Below are 17,779 nucleotides of genomic sequence, written 5' to 3' on the forward strand. Positions count from 1 at the left end.
CGCTGGTACGTCAGGACAGCGCGCGGCCCACCTGGCGACCGGAGAACAGGCAGCCGCCGAGGAACGTGCCCTCCAGGCTGCGGTAACCGTGCACACCGCCGCCGCCGAAGCCCGAGGCCTCCCCGGCGGCGTGGAGCCCGGGCAGCGGGGAGCCGTCGGTGCCGAGCACGCGCCCGTCGAGGTCGGTCCAGAGTCCGCCGAGCGTCTTGCGCGTGAGCACGTGCAGCTTGACCCCGACCAGGGGGCCGGCAGCGGGGTCGAGGATGCGGTGCGGCGGGGCGACGCGCACCAGGCGGTCGCCGAGGTAGCCGCGCGCGGACCGGATCGCGGCGAGCTGGCCGTCCTTGCCGTACGGGTTCGCCAGCTCCGCGTCGCGGGCGAGCACCTCGCGCTCGACGTTCGCCGCGTCCAGCAGCGGCTCCGGGGTGAGGGCGTTCATCCTCCCGACCAGCTCACCGAGCGAGTCGGCGGTCACGAAGTCCTCGCCCGAGCGCTGGAAGGCGGCCACCGGCTCGGTCGGCCCCGGGCGCACGCGCTGCAGGGTCAGGCGGACGTCGCGGCCGGTGAAGTCGGGGTTCTGCTCGGAGCCCGAGAGCGCGAACTCCTTCTCGAGGATGCGCTGGTTGAGCACGAACCAGGTGTGGTCGTGGCCGGTGCGCCCGATGTGCTCGAGCGTGGCGAGGGTGTCGAACCCGGGCCACAGCGGCGGCGGCAAGCGGCGGCCCTCGGCGTCGAACCACAGCGACGACGGCCCGGGCAGGATGCGGATGCCGTGCAGCGGCCAGACCGGGGAGTGGTTGACGATCCCCTCGGTGTAGTGCCACATCCGGTCGCGGTTGACGACGCGCGCGCCGGCGGCCTCGCTGATCCCGATCATGCGCCCGTCGACGTGGGCGGGGACCCCGGTGATCATCGTGCGCGGCGGGGGGCCGAGACGCTCCGGCCAGGCGGCGCGGACCGCGTCGTGGTTGCCGCCGATGCCGCCCGAGGTGACGACGACGCTGTCGGCGGCGAGGGTGAAGGAACCGACCGCCTCCCGTGAGCTCGACTCGCCGCGGGCGACCTCGGAGGGCTGGAGCACCGTGCCGGACACGCCCGTCACGGCACCCGCGGTGACCTCGAGGGCGTCGACCCGGTGCCGGCAGCGGATGGTCACGCGACCGTCGGCGACCGCGGCGTGGACGCGGCGCAGGAACGGCTCGAGGATGCCGGGGCCGGTGCCCCACACGATGTGGAAGCGGGGCACGCAGTTGCCGTGGCCGGTGGCGGAGGCGCCGCCGCGCTCGGCCCAGCCGACCACGGGGAAGAAGCGCACGCCCATCGCGTGCAGCCACGGGCGCTTCTCGCCCGCCGCCCACTCGACGTAGGCGCGGGCCCACGCGCGGCCCCACCGGTCCTCGTCGGCGCGGTCGAAGCCGGCGCTGGAGGTCCAGTCGGACCAGGCGAGATCGAACGAGTCGCGGACGCGCAGCCGGCGCTGCTCGGGGCTGTCGACGAGGAACAGCCCGCCGAACGACCACCACGCCTGCCCGCCGAGCGACGCTTCGGGCTCCTGGTCGAGCAGGATCACCCGGCGTCCGGCGTCGGCGAGCTCGGCGGTGGCGACGAGACCGGCGAGGCCGGCCCCCACCACGATGACGTCGGCGTCGGGCATACCGGGCATCGTGGCAGGAGCGCTCGCCCGGTGCGTTACTGCAGGCCGAGCTTCTCCGAGCAGGTCGGCCAGGCGTTCCAGCCCTGCTCGTCCTGGACCTTCTTCGCGACGCGGATCTGCTGCTCGCGGCTGGCCTCGTCGGGCGCGTCGGCGAACTGCTCGCCGCCGAACTCGCTCCAGGTCGAGTCGGTGAACTGCAGGCCGCCCTTGAAGCCGTTGCCCGTGTCGGCGTCCCAGTTCTGGGTGCTCTCGCACATCGCGAGGCGGTCCCAGGTCGCGTTCGACTCGGGCGAGGCGGACGGTGCGGCCATGGCGGTGCCGGTGATGGCCAGCGGGCCCGTCACGGCGGCCGCGGCGACGACGCCGACCTTGAGCAGCGGACGGGACGGCGCGGACGGCAGGTGGTGGCGACCAGACATCGGGGCTCCGGTTCGTCGGTGGTTCGTCGGTTCGTCTCGGTGGGATGCGCCGCCCGGGGTGGTGCTGGGGAGCGGACCGGCGCGGTGGGGGACCGTAACCGAACCGAGACCTTTTGTGACAAGCCGTGACCGGCCATCGTTCATCTGTCGCGGTGAGTGGTCGTCACATCGCGGTCGGCGGCGAACGGCCTAGAGGCGAGCGGTGCGCGCTGCTCCGTTCGGTGCGATCGCGCGGCGCGCGATCGAGGCGAGCGGGGTTTGCCCCGCCGCGCGGGACGGCCTTGGACCGGTCAGGCGGGGAGGAACCCGACGGCCGCGCGGTGCCCGCAGCACGGTTCGGCCAGCGGGCCGCGGTGCCGCCGCGCCTCGGGCCGCCACTGCGCGGCGAAGACGAGGCCGGGCTCGACGAGGTCCAGGCCCTCGACCAGCGCCGCGAGCTCGTCGGCCGAGCGCGGGGTGGCCCGCCCGCTCGGGTAGGCGCGCGTCGGTCCGCAGATCGCGTCTATGTCGATGCGCGGGTCGTCGGCGGTGAGGTGGGAGACGGCCAGCGCGCTGCCGGGCACGACGTGCGCGAGGAACCCGCCGACCACCGCGGCCGGGTCGTCGGCGGCCGACACGTGCTGGAGCACCGAGAACATCAGCACCCCGACCGGCCGGGCGAAGTCGATGACCTCGGTGACCGCGGGCGCGGCGAGAACCTTCTCGGGGTCGCGCAGGTCGGCGTGGGTCACGGTGACGCCCCGGGCGGCCGCGCCGAGCAGCAGCTCGCCGTGGGACACCGCGACCGGGTCGATGTCGACGTAGGCGACCCGGGCGTCGGGGTTCACGCGGCGGGCGATCTCGTGGGTGTTGCCCATGGTGGGGATGCCGGAGCCGAGGTCGAGGAACTGGTCGATCCCGGCGTGCGCGAGGAACGTGACGGCGCGGCGCAGGAACGAGCGGTTCTCGCGCACGATCGACACGACGAGCGGCTCGGCGCGGGCCAGGTCCCGGCCCATCACGCGGTCGACGGCGCCGTGCGACGTGCCGCCGAGCAGGAAGTCGTAGACGCGCGCGGAGCTCGGGAGGTCGAAGTTCGCGGCGCCGGGAGGGCCGAGCGGCCAGCGGAAGTCGTCGACCACGCGTCCTCCCTCCGTTCGCCGGATGACCGGGGTTGCGGCAGGTCCGTCACACCTGCCCGTCCAGTAGCCGACAGCGCCACGGCGCTGTCAACACGAAGGAATCCTCCGACACGCGCAGCGGATAGTCCCTTCTCCACCGTCCGTGTCCGACACGCCGGAGGGTGCCCCTGCGACACGCCGGAAACGTCGCGTCGTCCGGAGACGTTCTGACGGTCGGTGATCTTCGGAGGGATCTCCGCGCACGGGCCGAACGCAGTGTTGGGTCGGTGTTAGGACGAGGGACACGTCCTTGTCGGCAGATCGCACCCCCGGGACGGCCACCGTGCGGACGTGCGCGTCGCCGTCGTGACCGAGTCCTTCCTGCCCGCCGTCAACGGCGTCACCAACTCCGTGCTCCATGTCGTCGCCCACCTGCAGCGCCGCGGCCACTCGGCCATGGTCATCGCCCCCGGGGCGGGGCCGGACGAGGTGCCGGGCGCGCCGCACGTCCCGGTGGTGCGGGTGCCCGCGGTCGACGTGCCGGGGGTGGACTCGCTGCCCGTCGGGGTCCCGACGCCGGCCGTGCGCGCGGCGCTGGAGGAGTACCGGCCCGACGTGGTGCACCTCGCCTCGCCGTTCGTGCTCGGGGCGCGGGCCCTCACGGTGGCCCGGCGCCTCGGGGTCCCGGCCGTCGCGGTGTACCAGACGGACGTCGCCGGGTTCGCCTCCTCGTACGGCGTCGGGCTCACCGCGCGGGCCGCGTGGCGCTGGATCCGGCGCCTGCACAGCGGCGCCGCGCGCACCCTCGCGCCGTCGCGCTGGGCCGTGGACGCGCTCGAGTCGCACGGCGTGCCCCGCGTGCACCGCTGGGGCCGCGGCGTCGACACCGAGCGCTTCCACCCGGACCGCCGCGACGACGACCTGCGCGCCGAGCTCGCGCCGCACGGGGAGATGCTCGTCGGCTACGTCGGGCGCCTCGCCCCGGAGAAGCAGGTGGAGCGGCTCGCGGCGCTCGAGGGGCTGCCCGGCGTGCGGGTCGTCGTGGTCGGCGACGGGCCGTCGCGGGCGCGGCTGGGCGAGCTGCTGCCCTCCGCGCACTTCCTGGGCTTCCGTGGGGGCGCCGAGCTGGCGCGGGCGTACGCGTCGTTCGACGCCTTCGTGCACACCGGTCCGCACGAAACCTTCTGCCAGGCCGTCCAGGAGGCGCAGGCGTCGGGGCTGCCGGTGATCGCGCCCGACGCCGGCGGCGTCGCCGACCTCGTCGACCCGGGCCGCACCGGCTGGCTCTACGACCCCTCCTCGCCGACCGCGGGCGCCGAGATCGTCGGCCGGATCGCCGCCTGGCGCGACGACCCCGCGTCGCGGGAGGCGTACGGCGCGGCGGGCCGCCGCCGTGTCGCCGGGCGCACCTGGCCCTCGGTGTGCGAGGAGCTCCTCGGGCACTACGCCGCCGTCATCGCCGGCGACGAGACCGGCGCGGGCACGCCCGACGTCGCCTCGACGCCCGCGGCCTGAGCCCGCGCGAGCGCGTGGCGTTACGGACATCCAACGTCAGCGACGCCACGTCGCTGACACTCAATGTCCGTATCGCCACGCGCTCGATGCGGCGCCCGGTGAGTTCACCCGGACCACACCCGACCGTCACGCCGGGGTGGGCCCCCGGGCGATCTCGGCCCGTAGACACCGCCCCATGGCCACATCCCAGGTGCTGGCGCGGTCCGCCGGACCCGCCTCCGAGAGCCAGGACGAGCAGGAGGCGACCGCCGCGGTCCCGCCGACCGGGCCCGCTCCGGTCGTCGACACCGCCGCCGAGAACGCCGCCGCCGGCCGCTACAGCCTGCTGCTCACCCGCGAGCCCGAGCACGTCGCGGCGGCGCAGCGGCTGCGCCACCAGGTGTTCGCGGGCGAGCAGGGCGCCCGCCCCGCCCCCGACGACGCCGTCGCCCTCGCGGCGGCCGCCGAGGGACGCGACGCGGACGCGTTCGACGCGCACTGCGACCACCTCGTGGTGCGCGAGGAGGCCACCGGCGCGATCGTCGGCACCTACCGGATGCTCACGCCCGAGGGCGCCCGCGCCGCCGGCGGCCTCTACTCCGACACCGAGTTCGACCTCTCGGGTCTCGACGGGCTGCGCGACGAGCTCGTCGAGGTCGGCCGCTCCTGCGTGCACCCCGACCACCGCCACGGCGTCGTGCTCTCGCTGGTCTGGGCCGGGATCCTCCGCTACATGGTGCTCACCGGCCGCCGGTGGGTCGTCGGCTGCGCGAGCGTCCCGCTGACCGACGACGGCGTGATGCCGGGCGGGGTGTGGTCGCTCGTCGCCTCGAAGCACCTCGCCCCGGCCGTGCGGCGGGTGCGCCCCTGGCGCGAGGCCCCGATCGGCGCCCACGACCCCGAGGCGCCCGGGGCGAGGAGGGCCGCCCGCGCCGGGCTGCCGCCGCTGCTGTGGGGCTACCTGCGCCTCGGCGCCGAGATCGGCGGGGTGCCGGCCCTCGACCCCGACTTCGGCGTCGCCGACCTGTTCGTCCTGCTCGACCACACCGCGATCGACCCGCGGTGGCGCCGCCACCTCGCCGGGGAGGACGCGTGAGCGCCTGGTCGCCCACGTCGCCGTGCGACCCCGGGTGCCTGCCGGGGCCCGTGGCGACGCACGCGAGGGCCCGGGCGCTGCGCGCGCTGCGGCTCACGGTGCGGGGCACGGCGCTCGTCGTCGTGCTCCTCGCCGGTCTCCTCGCGGCGCTGGTGGTGCCGCTGCTCGCACCGTCCGCGCTGGCCGGCGTGCAGCGCCTGTGGGCGGTCGCGGTGCTCTCGGCGTGCGGGGTGCGGGTGCGCCACACCGGCCCCGTGGCCCCGCCCGGCGCGCTCGTCGTCGCCAACCACGTGTCGTGGCTCGACGTGTTCGCGCTGCACGCCGTCGCGCCGGTCCGGATGCTCGCCAAGACCGAGGTCCGCCGGTGGCCGCTGCTCGGTCTCATGGCCGCCCGGGCGGGCACGGTGTTCCTCGACCGCGACCGGCTGCGCGACCTGCCGGGCGCGGTCGCCGGACTCGCCGACGCGCTGCGGGACGGCGTCCCGATCGGCGTGTTCGCCGAGGGCACGACCCGGTGCGGACGCGACCTCGGCCGCTTCCGCCCCGCCGCCTTCCAGGCCGCCCACGACGCCGGCGCCCCCGTGGTCCCGGTGGCCCTGCGCTACCGGCGCCGGGAGGACGCGCGCCCGGCCCCCGTCGACCCGACCGCGGCCTTCGTCGGCGACGACACCCTCGCCGCCTCGCTGCTGCGGGTGCTCACGTCGCGCGGGGTCGACGTCGACGTCACCGCCTGCCCGGTGATCGACCCCCGCACCGTCCCCGCCGGCCCCGCCCGCGCCGGCGCCCGGCGTGCCCTCGCGCAGCGCACCGAGCGGGCGATCACGGCCGCCCTGCCGCCCGGGCTCGAGGGGCACCCCGCGGCGAGTCCCCTGCCCACCGTCCGGGAGCTCGACCATGCCGCCTGAGACCACCCCGCCCGGCCCCACGCCCCCCGAACCACTCCGCGAGGCCTCCCTCGCCGACCGGGCGGTGTTCGCCGCGCAGTTCGTCCGCGCGCCCGTCGCCACGGCCTCGGTGTGGCCGAGCAGCACCGCGCTGGCCCGGGCCATGGCCGACGCCGCGCTGCGCACCGGTCACCCGCACCCCGCGGTGGTCGAGCTCGGCGCCGGCAGCGGGGCGTTCACGGGGCTGCTCGCGCACCGCCTCGCCGGCCGCGGCCGCCAGCTCGCCGTCGAGATCAACCCGGTGCTCGCGCACCGGGTCGCCGAGCGCTTCCCCGCCGTCGAGGTGGTGCCCGCCGACGTCGCCGAGCTGGGCGCGCTCCTCGCGCTGCGGGGCATCCGCGGGGCGCAGGCGGTCGTCAGCGGCCTGGGCTGGTCGGCGACCCGCCCGGGACGCGAGGACTCCCTGCTCCCGGTCGTGGCGCGCGCGCTGGCCGACGACGGGGTGTTCGTGCAGTTCGCCTATTGCTGGACCGCCTGGGCCGGCCCTGCGCGGGCCCTGCGCGCCGAGCTCGACGAGTGCTTCGCCGAGGTCGAGACGTCGCCGGTGGTCTGGCGCAACCTGCCCCCGGCCGTGGTGTACCGCGCGTCGTCGCCGCGGCGGTGACGGCTCGTTCGCGCGGCGGTGCCGGAGGGGCGCACGAGGGTGATGGCGGTCGTCCGGGTGTCACCACGACGGGTGCTGCGGAGGACGGAATGGTGATCCGCCCAGGTCAGGGGCAGGGTGCCGATCGGGAGGGTGTACGGTCCCGCAACCATCGGCCCGGGCGTCCGGATCGCGGCACCGTCGCGGCGTGGCGTTCCGTGTCGACCGACCGTCCGTGTGACCGTCTGTTGTGACCGGTCCGACCGCGTCGTGGTCCCTCCGCGACGAACCCGCACCACAGAGAGGGGAGACACCGCGATGGCCCTCCCGACGTTGACCCCCGAGCAGCGCGAGGCCGCCCAGGCCAAGTCGCGCGAGGCCCGCCAGGCCCGCTCGGCCCTCCTGGCCGGAATCAAGAGCGGCGAGGAGTCGATCCCCGCCGTCCTCGACCGCGGCAAGAGCGACCCGATCGCCGGCAAGACCAAGGTCTCGCAGCTCGTCCGGGCCCTGCCCGGCTACGGCCCGGCGAAGGCCTCGGCGGTGCTCGAGCAGGCCGGGATCCCCGAGGACCGGCGCGTCGCCGGCCTCGGCTCCCGCCAGCGCGAGGCACTGGTCAGCGCGCTCGGCTGAGTCCGCGCGCCGCACCCGGCACGAACGACGACGGGGCGGTCGGTGGTCCGGTTCCCCGGGCCACCGGCCGCCCCGTCGTCCGTCGGGTGACCGAGAAGGGTCAGTAGCCGCCGCCGTACGCCGCGGCGCCGTCGTCGGCCCGGTGGCGCCCGCCCTGGTCGTCCTGGCCGCCCTGACGCTCGTCCTGCTGCTGATCGGCGCGGGGCACCGACGCGGCCGCCGCGGCGCTCTCGGCGGCGTTCGCCACGTCGCCGACGCGGAGCTCGCCCGTCGTGGGCGTGGGGTCGGCCGTGAGGACGGCGTTCCCGCCGACCACGGCCACGCCGCCGCCCGCGAGCGCGCCGACCAGGGCGAGCGCCCCGGCCGTACGGGTCGGCAGCGGCACGCGCCGGCCCGGGTCGCGGCGCCCGACGGCCGGGACGGCGTGCGACGGCGTCACGGGCGCGAGGGCGCTCGGGACGGACGCGGGGAACGCCGGGCGCGGCGTCCCGCCGGTGGTGGGGCCGTCCGGGAGAGCCGTCGAGCCGGTGGACGGGTTCGTCGGGGCGCCCGCCGGGCCCGCGCTCGCCGCCGCCAGCGCGATCGCCGCGAGGTCGAGCGCGGCGGTGTCCGCGTCGAGGCCCGATCCGCGGGACGCGCGGCGGGAGCCCGCGCGGGGCAACGGCCCCGACGGGTGGGCCTCGGTGAGGCCCTGGCGGGGGAGGGCGGCCGCGAGGTCTCTCGCGCGCTGCCCGCCCGTCATGACGGCGGTGCCGGTGGGTGCTGCCGGGGGAGGCGCTGCTGCCGCTCGGGCAGGCGCCGCACGGTGTCGTGCCATGCGAGGTCTCCGTCGCGCCGCCGGTCGACCTGGCACGAGGGGGAGCGAGCCAGGTGCCGCGTCGCCGGTGGGGAGTCCGGCGCGTGGCGTACGGCCTGTCGCCGCAGGGGTCGGGGGCCGCGCCCGCCGGACAGGCCCGGGCGGGACGAGCGCGGGTCCGGCACCAGCTGCCACGGGTGGCCGGACGCCTCGAAGAGTAGGTCGCGGGGGAAGACCCGTCACCGGACGGAGCGGCCCCGGGACGCTGGGTGTCCGCGCGCGTCACGCCTGCTCAGGCCTCCGGCGCCCGGTCACGGCCACGCCGCGCCCCGGTCTCGGGTCCATCACGAAGTGATGTACATCACAGGCAAGTGCGGCTGTTCGGCCCACTGACCTGCGGTCGCCGGTTGCGCCGAGCGAGGGTCGGACTACCCGGCGGGTCGACAGCACCCGGACGGAAGGGTTCCATCGGGACGGTCCCCCGAACGCAGCGGCTCCGGGGGCGGGCGCTGCCCCGGCGTCCCGCCCGATCCGCCACCCCGACACGGCGGCCCCGAGCGGGTCGCGGAGAGGCGTCGATGAGCGACCGGGTCACCCCTCAGCCCGATCAGCCCGACCCCCACCCCGACCGTCCCGGCTCCGCCGGCGAGCACCGCCTGCAGGAGGCGCTCGGGACGTCCGCGCGGGCCGAGCGCTTCCACGCCGACCAGACGTGCGACCGCCTGGTGCCCGCCATGCAGGACTTCGTGGCGCGGATGACGATGGCGTTCGTGGCGACCGCCGACGCCCACGGCGAGTGCGACTCGACGCTGCGGGCGGGGCCGCCCGGGTTCCTGCACGTCCTCGACGACCGGCACGTCGCGTGGCCGGAGTACCGGGGCAACGGCGTGATGGCGAGCCTCGGCAACATCACCGAGAACCCGCACGTCGGGCTGATGATGCTCGACTTCACCGACGAGCTCATCGGGCTGCACGTCAACGGGTCGGCGCGCATCGTCGACGACGCGGAGCTGCGCGCGGAGCACCCCGACATCCCGGCGGAGACCTCGCCGGGCCGCCGGGCCGACCTGTGGGTCGAGGTCACCGTGGAGGAGGCCTACATCCACTGCCGCAAGCACATCCCGCGGATGGTCCCCGTGGACCGCAGCCGCTCCTGGGGCACCGACGACGTCAAGCGCAAGGGCGGCGACCACTTCGGCGTCGCCGGCGCGCGGCGCGCCGAGGCGCGAGAGCGGGCCGACACGGCCGCGGGCGACCCCCGCACGGCGGAACACGCGGGGGCAGGGGCATCCTCCGGAGAGTGATCTCCGATCGGCACGCGTGGACCAGGCCCGAGCTCGAGACCGTCGCGCCCGGCGTCCACCGCCTGCCGCTGCCCTTGCCGAACGACTCGCTGCGCGCGGTCAACGTGTACGCGCTGGCACCCGAGGGCGGCGACGGCGACCTGACGCTCGTCGACGGCGGCTGGGCGATCGACGAGTCCCGCGACGTCCTGGCGCGCCTGCTCGCCGGGATCGGCGCGGAGGTCGGCGACATCCGGCGCTTCCTCGTCACCCACGTCCACCGCGACCACTACAGCCAGGCGATCGCGCTGCGCCGCGCCCACGGCGCGCGGGTGGCGCTCGGCGCGGGCGAGGCCGAGTCGCTCGAGACCGTGCGCGGCCGCGACACCGGCCTGCAGGCCCAGGTGGTCGGCCTCGAGCGGGCCGGTGCCCCGGAGCTCGCCGGGGAGATCCGCGCCTGGCTGGCCGCCGAGGAGGCGCCGCCGGTCGACGACTTCGCCGACCCCGACGAGTGGCTCACCGACGGGCAGGAGCTGCGCGCCGGCGGGCGCGCGCTCGTCGCCCGGGAGACGCCGGGGCACACCCGCGGGCACCTGGTGTTCGTCGACGAGACCGTCGCCGACGGCCCGATGCTCTACGCCGGCGACCACGTCCTGCCGCACATCACGCCCTCGATCGGCTTCGAGCCGGCGGCGAAGCCGGGCGCGCTGATCCGCTACCTGTCCTCGCTCGCGGCCCTGCGCGCCGAGCCCGACCGCCTGCTGCTGCCCGCGCACGGGCCGGTGGCGCCGAGCGTGCACGAGCGCGTCGACGAGCTGATCGCCCATCACGACCAGCGCCTCGCGGAGATCGCCACCGCGGCGGAGAAGGGCCTGCCGACCGCGGCGGAGATCGCGGGCGCCCTGCGGTGGACGCGGCGCGAGCACCGCCTCGAGGACATGGAGACCTTCAACCGGATGCTCGCGGTGCTCGAGACCGACGCGCACCTGGAGGTCCTGGCCGCCCAGGGGCGGGTGACGCGCACGTCCGGGGACGACGGCGTGGTCCTCAACGTCCCGGCCTGACACCCCGCCGACACGGAACGGACATCTCCGGTGCGCCCGGGTGGGCCCTGTCGGCGGCGCGCGGTCGGTGTCCCGGGCTACCGTGGAAGGTCGTCCCGGCACACCAGGCGCCGGACCGTCCGCTGGAGAAGGCCCGCGTGACCCGTACGTCCCCGTCCGCCGCCGACACCGCGCGCGCGCACGACCCCGACGGCGATCCCGTGGCCGGCGACACCGTCGCGGCTGAGCAGCCCTACGTGAGCATGCTCTACGGCAAGCTCGACGAGCGCCGGGCGGAGACCGCCGCGCTGCTCGCCCGCGTGCTGCGCGACGAGACCACCGGCACCCCGCAGGCGGTCTCCGAGCGCGACGCCGCCGCCCAGATGTACTCCGAGCAGCTCGCCACGCTCTCCGCGGTCGAGAACGGGCTGTGCTTCGGGCGCCTCGACCTCGACCCGGACCGTCCGCCGCCCCCGCCGATCGACGGCGACCCGGAGCCCATCGAGGGCCTCGACCAGGACGTGCTCTACGTCGGGCGCCTCGGGCTGCTCGACGACCAGCACGACTACGAGCCGCTGCTCGTCGACTGGCGCGCGCCCGCGGCCCGGCCGTACTACACCGCGACGGCGGCCTCGCCCGACGGCGTGCGCCGCCGCCGGCACATCCGCTCGCGCAGCCGGCGCGTCACCGCCGTCGACGACGAGATCCTGGACCTCGACGACGCAGCGGCGGCCGCGGCGTCACGAGGCACCCAGCGCACCGGGCTCACCGGCGAGGCGGTGCTCCTCGCGGCGCTCTCGGCGGGGCGCACCGGGCGCATGGGCGACATCGTCGCGACCATCCAGGGCGAGCAGGACCGGGTCATCCGCTCCAGCGCCAACGGCGTGGTCGTCGTCGAGGGCGGGCCCGGGACCGGCAAGACGGCCGTGGCGCTGCACCGCGCGGCGTACCTGCTCTACACCCACCGGCGCCAGCTGGCCCGCCGCGGCGTGCTCGTCGTCGGGCCCAACCCGACGTTCCTGCGCTACATCGAGCAGGTCCTGCCCTCGCTCGGCGAGACCAGCGTGCTGCTCTCCACGGTCGGAGAGCTCTACCCGGGCCTGTCCGCGCACCGCCCCGAGCCGGCGACGGCCGCCGCGCTCAAGGGCCACGTCGAGATGAGCAAGATGCTCGCGACCGCCGTGCGCGACCGCCAGGAGCTGCCGCGGCGCCCGATCCGGCTGAACGTCGACGGCGAGCCGGTCGTGGTCGACCGCGACGTCGTCGCCCAGGCCCGCACCCGCGCCCGGCGCACCCGCCGGCCCCACAACGACGCCAAGCGGACCTTCGTGCGCGAGGTCGTCGACCAGCTCGCCCGCCGCGAGGTCGACCGGGTGGGCCGCGATGTCGACGGCCACGGCAACCTGCTCGACCGCGGCGACCTCGCCGACGTCCGCGCCGGCCTGCGCGCCGACCCCGATCTCCGGGCCGTGCTCGACGAGCTGTGGCCCACGCTGACGCCCCCGCAGCTGCTCGCCGACCTCTGGACCACCCCGCAACGGCTCCGGGCGGCCACGCGCGGCTGGTCCGACGCCGACCGCGACCTGCTGGCCCGCGACGCGATGCCCGCCGACCTCCTCGACGGCGCCTGGTGGAGCCCCGCCGACGCGGTGCTGCTCGACGAGGTCGCCGAGCTGCTCGGCGAGGACGACACCGCCGCCCGCGAGGCCGAGGAGCGCAAGCGCGAGGCCGACGAGGCCTACGCCGCCGGCGTGCTGGAGATCCTCGCGATGGAGGAGGACTGGGACCCCGAGCTCCTGCGTCCCACCGACGTCGTCGACGCCAGTGTGCTCGCCGACCGCACCCGGGAGGCCACCTACGCCTCGGCCGCCGAGCGGGCCGCCGACGACCGCACGTGGACCTTCGGGCACGTCATCGTCGACGAGGCCCAGGAGCTCTCGCCGATGGCGTGGCGCGTGCTCATGCGCCGCTGCCCCAGCCGGTCGATGACGCTGGTCGGCGACGTGGCGCAGACCGGCGCGCGGGGCGGGGCGTCGTCGTGGGCCGAGGTGCTCTCGCCGTACGTGAAGGCGCGCTGGCGACGCGAGGTCCTGACGGTCAACTACCGCACGCCCGCCGAGATCATGGCGGTGGCGGCCGACGTGCTCGCCGCCATCGACCCCACCGCGACCCCGCCGGAATCGGTGCGCGAGTCCGGGGTGGCGCCGCGCGCGGTGGCCACCGACGGGTCCGGGCTGGTCGCGGTGGCCGTGGAGCAGGCCCGCCGGGCGCGCGAGGCCGTCGTCGACGCCGAGGGCGCCGGGCGTGTCGCGGTGCTGGCGCCGGGGTCGCGGGTCGACGAGCTCGCCGCGGCCCTGGGGGTCGCGGCCGGGCCGACCGGCGCCGCCGACGGGGACCCGGCCGTGGACCTCGGCTCCGAGATCGTCGTGTCCGAGGTCGCCGACGCCAAGGGGCTCGAGTTCGACGCGGTCGTGCTCGTCGACCCCGAGGGCGTGGTGGACGCCTCACCCCGCGGGCTCAACGACCTCTACGTGGCCCTCACCCGCGCCACACGTTCGCTGGTCGTGGTGCATCCTGGCCCCCTGCCGACGGTCCTCGGGCGCCTCGGCCGAACGTAGAGATCCACTCGAACGGGTAACGCGGGCACCTCCGGCGCCGAACCACCGGGCAGGGAACCGTCCGCGCGCGGCGCGCCGGCGGCCATCGCGGGCAACCCGCCGTTCGGGCGACGCGCCGCCCGGGACGTCACGCAGACGAGGGACCCCCTCGTACGGGATGATCGGGGCGACCGCGCACCGGGAGGAGGGCGGGCAGTGAGCACCGAGACCGGTCCGCCCGCGATGGTGGGCGGGCGATACACCCTCGGCGACCTCATCGGGCGCGGCGGCGCCGCCGACGTCTTCCGGGCGCGCGACGAGCTGCTCGGCCGCGACGTCGCGATCAAGATGTTCAACGCGGCGGGCTCCGTGGTGTCCTCCGACGTCGAGCCGGGCGACCCCGCCGACCCGGCCGAGAAGATCGGCGACATCGAGGAGGGCCAGGAGGCCCGCCACCGCCGCGAGGTGCTCACGCTCGCCGGGCTGTCCCACCCCGGGCTCGTCACCGTCTACGACGTCGGCGACGAGGACGGCCGCGCGTACTTCGTCATGCAGCTCATCGAGGGCGACACGCTCGCGCAGCGGGTGCGCGCGGGCCCGCTCCCGGTGGTCGACGTGGTCGCGCTGGGCGCCGCGCTCGCCGACGCGCTGGCCTACGTCCACCGCCGCGGCGTCGTGCACCGCGACGTCAAGCCCGGCAACGTGCTGCTCGACGCCGAGGGCCGCGCCCACCTCTCGGACTTCGGCATCGCCGCGGTCCACGACGCCGCGCCCGTCACGGCCGCCGGCATGGTGATCGGCACGGCGTCGTACCTCAGCCCCGAGCAGGTGCGCGGCGAGCCGATCGACGGCGCCGTCGACATCTACGCCCTGGGTCTCGTGCTCATCGAGTGCCTCACCGGCCGCCGCGAGTACCCGGGCAACGCGCTCGAGGCGGCCGTCGCCCGCCTGCACCGCCGCCCCGTGGTGCCCACCGGCCTCTCGCCCGGGCTCGAGGGGCTGCTCACCGCCATGACCGCGGACGACGCGGTCGACCGCCCGACGGCCGAGGAGGTCGTCGCCGGGCTGCGCGGGGTCTCCCGCGAGGTCGGGATGGACGCCGAGACCGTGCTGTCGCCGGTGCTCATGACCGCGCCCACCAGCATCGTCGGCACGGGCGGGTTCGCCGTCGCGCCGGTCCCCGAGCCCGAGCCGACGGGGGCGTCGTCGCTGGCGCGGCCCGGGGCGCGCCGGCGCCGCCTGGCCGCCGCGGTGGCCGCCGCGGCCGCGACGCTGCTCGTGGCCGGGTCCGCGGTGGCGTACGCGGTGCTCTCCGACGAGCAGCCGCTGCCGCCGGTGCCCTCGGCGACCCTCGCGCCGCCCCCTCCGCCGCTGCCCGTGGCCCCGCAGGTCACCACCACCGACGAGACCGAGGCGGCCACCGCGCCGCGCACCCGGCGCACCACCACCCCGCGCCGCACGACGACCACCACCACGACCACGACCACCACGACGACCACCGTGCGCCCGCGCGTGGTCGTCCCGCCGCCGGTGGTCGAGGAGCCCGAGACGACGACCACCACCGCGGTCGTCCCGCCCGGCCAGCCCGCGCCGAACGCCCAGTAGCGCTCAGCCGCCGCCCGGCAGCGGGTTGAGCGCCGCGGCCACCGAGAGCACCGGCCCCGCGGGCAGCAGCCCGACCACCGCGCCGGGCGCGGGCGGGAACGCCGCGCCGAGCCCCAGCGCCCCGGCCGTCTCGAGGTCGGGCACCGCCGACGCGAGACCGGAGCCGGAGATCACCGTGGGGCTGCCCGGCGCGTCGTCGCGGCCGATCGGGACCGCGCGCACCGCGACCCCGCCGCCGGGCACGGCGACGGCGTCCACCCGGTCGCCGGAGCCGTCGGCCTGGGCGAGCGTCGTCGGCGGCGTGCCGGTGGCCGGCGGGTCCGTGCCGACGGTGAGCACGACCGGGCCGCCGCCCTGCGCGCTGGCGCACGTCGTGGGGGCGTCGGCCATGGGCACGGCCCGGGGCACCGGGTCGGGGTAGGCGGCGACGGCGATCCCGCGGGCGGTGGCGAGCGCGCGCAGCTGGCCCGGCGAGACGATCGGCACCGGGACCTCGGCGCGCGCCGGGTCGTCGAGGCGGACGAGCCGGGCGACGACCTCGGGCACCTCCTGCACGCCTTCGCGCTGCACGACGTACCAGCGGTCCGGGGTGCCGGGCCCGACGAGGCGCACGACCCCGCCGACCGGCTCGCCCGCGAGCAGCCCCGTCGCCGGCGCCTCGCCGCGGCCGGCGATCTCCGGCGCGACGATCGGCGGCCCCTCGGTGAGGGTGTTGAGCAGGCTCGTGCTCACCGGGCGCGGGGTCTGGCCCGCGAGGTCGAAGGCGAGGACGACCGCCCGGTCGCCCAGGTCGAGGCGCGAGCGGATGCCCTCGTGCACGAGCCAGGTGCCGTCGAAGCGGTCGCGCAGCAGCAGCCCGCGGCCCGGGTCGAGCGGCCGGGCCGGCGGCGAGGCGCCCGCGAGCACGGTGGTCCACACCCGCGGCTGCTCCCACGGGCGCGCCGCCCCGGGCTGCGGGCTCCCGGTGTCGCACACCGACCACAGGGGCGGGGCCGGCGCGTCCGCGGGCGGCAGGGGCGGCGCGTCGACGATGCCGACGCCGCGCTCGCGGGGGGCGGTGGCGATGTCGGCGTCGGCGACCTCGACGGGCTCCGGGTCGCCCGCCTGCCCGCCGGCGGACGCCAGCCCCGCGAGCACGAGGCGGGCCGACGCGAGGTTGGGAACCGGCACGAGGCGGTCGGGCTGGTGCACGACGACGTAGAGCGCGCCGGTGCCCTCGGCCACGACGATGCCGGCGCTGCGCCAGTCGGCGGGCTTGTCCAGCAGCCCCCACACCGCCGCGACGCCGAGGGCGAGCGCGGCGATCAGGACCCCGGCGACGGTGGCGCGGTGCTGGGAGCGCAGCGGATCGGTCCCCGGCACGGCCTGGCGCCGGACCAGCGCCGACTGCAGGCGGCGCAGCCCGAAGCGGTAGGCGTGGACCTGGTCGGAGGTCGTCGTCGGGGAAGGCATCTCGCCGCGGATCGTGGCACGTCGCGGCGCCGGCGGGGGCGCGTTCCGGTCAGGCCGCGGCGGGCACGCGCGCGGGGCGCGGGGAGATCCGCAGGGTGATCGTCGCGTGCACGACCTCCTGCCCGCGGGCGTCGGTGATCGTGATGTCGGCGTCGACGTCCTCGCGCTCGTCGGAGAACGCCGGCGGCGCCGGGAACGTCGCGACGGCGACGAGGTCGGTGTCGGCCTTCGCGAGGTACTGCACGCTCATGCCGCGCGGGATCCACCGGTGCGTCGACGGCGTCGTCGCCTCGGCGAGCACGCCCATCGCGTACTCGGCGAGGTTGCAGGACGCGATGGCGTGCACCGTGCCGAGGTGGTTGTGCACCAGCCACCAGTTGCGCAGCGACACCTCGGCCCGCCCCGGCTCCAGGGTCCGGATCACCGGCGCGGCGGTGAGGAAGTACGGGGCGCGCAGCCACACGGCCGCGCTGACCAGCAGGCGGCCCGGCCACGAGCCGGAGAAGCGGCGCCACGTGCCCAGCACGCTCGGGGTACTCACGGCGGGCAGGTTACCGGGGGGTAGCAACCCTCGTCGCCCCTCCGGGAACGAACGATCATCGACGCAGGGGTGACGTACCGGATTGACGAACGGGCGTTCGGGGAACCCTTCTGTCTGCGCGACCAGGCGCTCCTGCTCGGAGGAACCGATGACCGCTCAGCCCGGACAGCCCGCCTCGTCCTCTCCTGACCCGTCGGGCCTCCCCGATCGGCTCGCCGCGGTGCTCGGCGATCTCGCCCTCCCGGCCCACCGCTGGCAGGTGCTCACCACCGCGGAGATGTACGGGGTCGACACGGTCACCCGCACGATGCTCGAGCGCCTCCCGGAGCGCCGCTACCACTCGCTGGGCGAGGTCGTCGCGGTCCTCGCCGCCGTCCTCGCGGGGCGCCCGGTCGCCGCCGTCGGCCAGGCCGGCCCGCCGCGGATCCCGCGGACGGCGCCGCGGCGCGGTCCGGTCGTCGCCCGCCCCGTGCGACCCAGCGCGCACCGCCCGGTCCGCCCGGTCGCCTGAGCCCGGGCGCGGGAACGGCAGGGCAGCGCGA

The 17,779-nt window shown here is 76.9% G+C and carries 16 protein-coding genes; 10 read left to right on the forward strand and 6 right to left on the reverse strand.

Going from position 1 to position 17,779, the window contains the following annotated elements:
- Window positions 1–10: 10 nt before the first annotated feature.
- The 3 genes from WCD58_RS06835 to WCD58_RS06845 form a co-directional block, all read right to left on the reverse strand.
- Window positions 11–1,654: an FAD-binding dehydrogenase gene (locus tag WCD58_RS06835; protein WP_337700922.1), complete on the reverse strand. Its 1,644-nt coding sequence runs from the start codon at window positions 1,652–1,654 to the stop codon at window positions 11–13.
- 35 nt (window positions 1,655–1,689) lie between these two features.
- Entirely contained in the window at window positions 1,690–2,073 is a 384-nt protein-coding gene (locus WCD58_RS06840) for a transglycosylase family protein (protein WP_337700924.1), read from the reverse strand.
- A 290-nt stretch (window positions 2,074–2,363) separates the two neighbouring features.
- On the reverse strand, window positions 2,364–3,194 hold the full coding sequence (locus tag WCD58_RS06845) for an SAM-dependent methyltransferase (protein WP_337700926.1): 831 nt from the start codon (window positions 3,192–3,194) through the stop codon (window positions 2,364–2,366).
- A gap of 330 nt (window positions 3,195–3,524) precedes the next feature.
- Here WCD58_RS06845 and WCD58_RS06850 point away from each other — a divergent pair, with 330 nt between their 5' ends.
- From WCD58_RS06850 to mihF, 5 genes are all read left to right on the forward strand, one after another.
- Window positions 3,525–4,688 (forward strand): glycosyltransferase family 4 protein, encoded by a 1,164-nt coding sequence (locus WCD58_RS06850; protein ID WP_337700928.1) that lies wholly within the window; start codon window positions 3,525–3,527, stop codon window positions 4,686–4,688.
- Window positions 4,689–4,863: 175 nt separating this feature from the next.
- Window positions 4,864–5,763, forward strand: a complete 900-nt coding sequence (locus WCD58_RS06855) for a GNAT family N-acetyltransferase (RefSeq protein WP_337700931.1) — start codon at window positions 4,864–4,866, stop codon at window positions 5,761–5,763.
- Window positions 5,760–6,668 (forward strand): lysophospholipid acyltransferase family protein, encoded by a 909-nt coding sequence (locus tag WCD58_RS06860; protein WP_337700933.1) that lies wholly within the window; start codon window positions 5,760–5,762, stop codon window positions 6,666–6,668. Before WCD58_RS06855 ends, WCD58_RS06860 begins: the two co-directional genes overlap by 4 nt.
- The gene (locus WCD58_RS06865) at window positions 6,658–7,311 is read left to right on the forward strand and encodes a class I SAM-dependent methyltransferase (protein WP_337700935.1); all 654 of its coding nucleotides are present in this window, start codon (window positions 6,658–6,660) and stop codon (window positions 7,309–7,311) included. The genes WCD58_RS06860 and WCD58_RS06865 overlap by 11 nt, the downstream gene beginning before the upstream one ends.
- Window positions 7,312–7,608: 297 nt before the next feature.
- Window positions 7,609–7,920 carry an integration host factor, actinobacterial type gene (gene mihF / locus WCD58_RS06870; RefSeq protein WP_274284601.1) on the forward strand — a complete coding sequence of 104 codons (312 nt, stop codon included), beginning with the start codon at window positions 7,609–7,611 and terminating at the stop codon, window positions 7,918–7,920.
- A gap of 100 nt (window positions 7,921–8,020) precedes the next feature.
- On the opposite strand, the gene WCD58_RS06875 is transcribed toward mihF, so the two are convergent.
- Window positions 8,021–8,662, reverse strand: coding sequence for a hypothetical protein (locus WCD58_RS06875; protein WP_337700941.1), 642 nt, complete (start codon window positions 8,660–8,662; stop codon window positions 8,021–8,023).
- A 632-nt stretch (window positions 8,663–9,294) separates the two neighbouring features.
- On the opposite strand from WCD58_RS06875, the gene WCD58_RS06880 reads away from it, so the two are divergent.
- From WCD58_RS06880 to WCD58_RS06895, 4 genes are all read left to right on the forward strand, one after another.
- Window positions 9,295–10,020, forward strand: a complete 726-nt coding sequence (locus WCD58_RS06880; protein ID WP_337700943.1) for a pyridoxamine 5'-phosphate oxidase family protein — start codon at window positions 9,295–9,297, stop codon at window positions 10,018–10,020.
- Window positions 10,017–11,063, forward strand: coding sequence for an MBL fold metallo-hydrolase (locus WCD58_RS06885; RefSeq protein ID WP_337700945.1), 1,047 nt, complete (start codon window positions 10,017–10,019; stop codon window positions 11,061–11,063). Before WCD58_RS06880 ends, WCD58_RS06885 begins: the two co-directional genes overlap by 4 nt.
- A 137-nt stretch (window positions 11,064–11,200) precedes the next feature.
- Window positions 11,201–13,660: a HelD family protein gene (locus tag WCD58_RS06890; RefSeq protein WP_337700947.1), complete on the forward strand. Its 2,460-nt coding sequence runs from the start codon at window positions 11,201–11,203 to the stop codon at window positions 13,658–13,660.
- 195 nt (window positions 13,661–13,855) lie between these two features.
- Window positions 13,856–15,244 (forward strand): serine/threonine-protein kinase, encoded by a 1,389-nt coding sequence (locus WCD58_RS06895; RefSeq protein WP_337700949.1) that lies wholly within the window; start codon window positions 13,856–13,858, stop codon window positions 15,242–15,244.
- Window positions 15,245–15,247: 3 nt separating this feature from the next.
- Here the strand turns inward: WCD58_RS06895 and eccB are convergent, their stop codons facing one another.
- Together eccB and WCD58_RS06905 are read right to left on the reverse strand one after the other, a co-directional pair.
- Window positions 15,248–16,696: a type VII secretion protein EccB gene (gene eccB / locus WCD58_RS06900; protein WP_337700951.1), complete on the reverse strand. Its 1,449-nt coding sequence runs from the start codon at window positions 16,694–16,696 to the stop codon at window positions 15,248–15,250.
- Between the two features lie 49 nt (window positions 16,697–16,745).
- Window positions 16,746–17,237, reverse strand: coding sequence for a hotdog fold domain-containing protein (locus tag WCD58_RS06905; RefSeq protein ID WP_337700953.1), 492 nt, complete (start codon window positions 17,235–17,237; stop codon window positions 16,746–16,748).
- Window positions 17,238–17,385: 148 nt separating this feature from the next.
- On the opposite strand from WCD58_RS06905, the gene WCD58_RS06910 reads away from it, so the two are divergent.
- The gene (locus tag WCD58_RS06910; RefSeq protein ID WP_337700955.1) at window positions 17,386–17,748 is read left to right on the forward strand and encodes a DUF2795 domain-containing protein; all 363 of its coding nucleotides are present in this window, start codon (window positions 17,386–17,388) and stop codon (window positions 17,746–17,748) included.
- Window positions 17,749–17,779: the final 31 nt, after the last annotated feature.

Origin of the sequence: Actinomycetospora flava, from assembly GCF_037400335.1 — a bacterium.
In the GTDB taxonomy this organism is placed as follows: Bacteria; Actinomycetota; Actinomycetes; order Mycobacteriales; family Pseudonocardiaceae; genus Actinomycetospora; species Actinomycetospora flava.

Bases quoted from the DNA above. Each gene is read 5' to 3' on its own strand.
- WCD58_RS06835 (WP_337700922.1), bottom strand. From the start codon at position 1,654: ATGCCCGACGCCGACGTCATCGTGGTGGGGGCCGGCCTCGCCGGTCTC.
- WCD58_RS06840 (WP_337700924.1), bottom strand. From the start codon at position 2,073: ATGTCTGGTCGCCACCACCTGCCGTCCGCGCCGTCCCGTCCGCTGCTC.
- WCD58_RS06855 (WP_337700931.1), top strand. From the start codon at position 4,864: ATGGCCACATCCCAGGTGCTGGCGCGGTCCGCCGGACCCGCCTCCGAG.
- WCD58_RS06865 (WP_337700935.1), top strand. From the start codon at position 6,658: ATGCCGCCTGAGACCACCCCGCCCGGCCCCACGCCCCCCGAACCACTC.
- mihF (WP_274284601.1), top strand. From the start codon at position 7,609: ATGGCCCTCCCGACGTTGACCCCCGAGCAGCGCGAGGCCGCCCAGGCC.
- WCD58_RS06875 (WP_337700941.1), bottom strand. From the start codon at position 8,662: ATGACGGGCGGGCAGCGCGCGAGAGACCTCGCGGCCGCCCTCCCCCGC.
- WCD58_RS06880 (WP_337700943.1), top strand. From the start codon at position 9,295: ATGAGCGACCGGGTCACCCCTCAGCCCGATCAGCCCGACCCCCACCCC.
- eccB (WP_337700951.1), bottom strand. From the start codon at position 16,696: ATGCCTTCCCCGACGACGACCTCCGACCAGGTCCACGCCTACCGCTTC.
- WCD58_RS06910 (WP_337700955.1), top strand. From the start codon at position 17,386: ATGACCGCTCAGCCCGGACAGCCCGCCTCGTCCTCTCCTGACCCGTCG.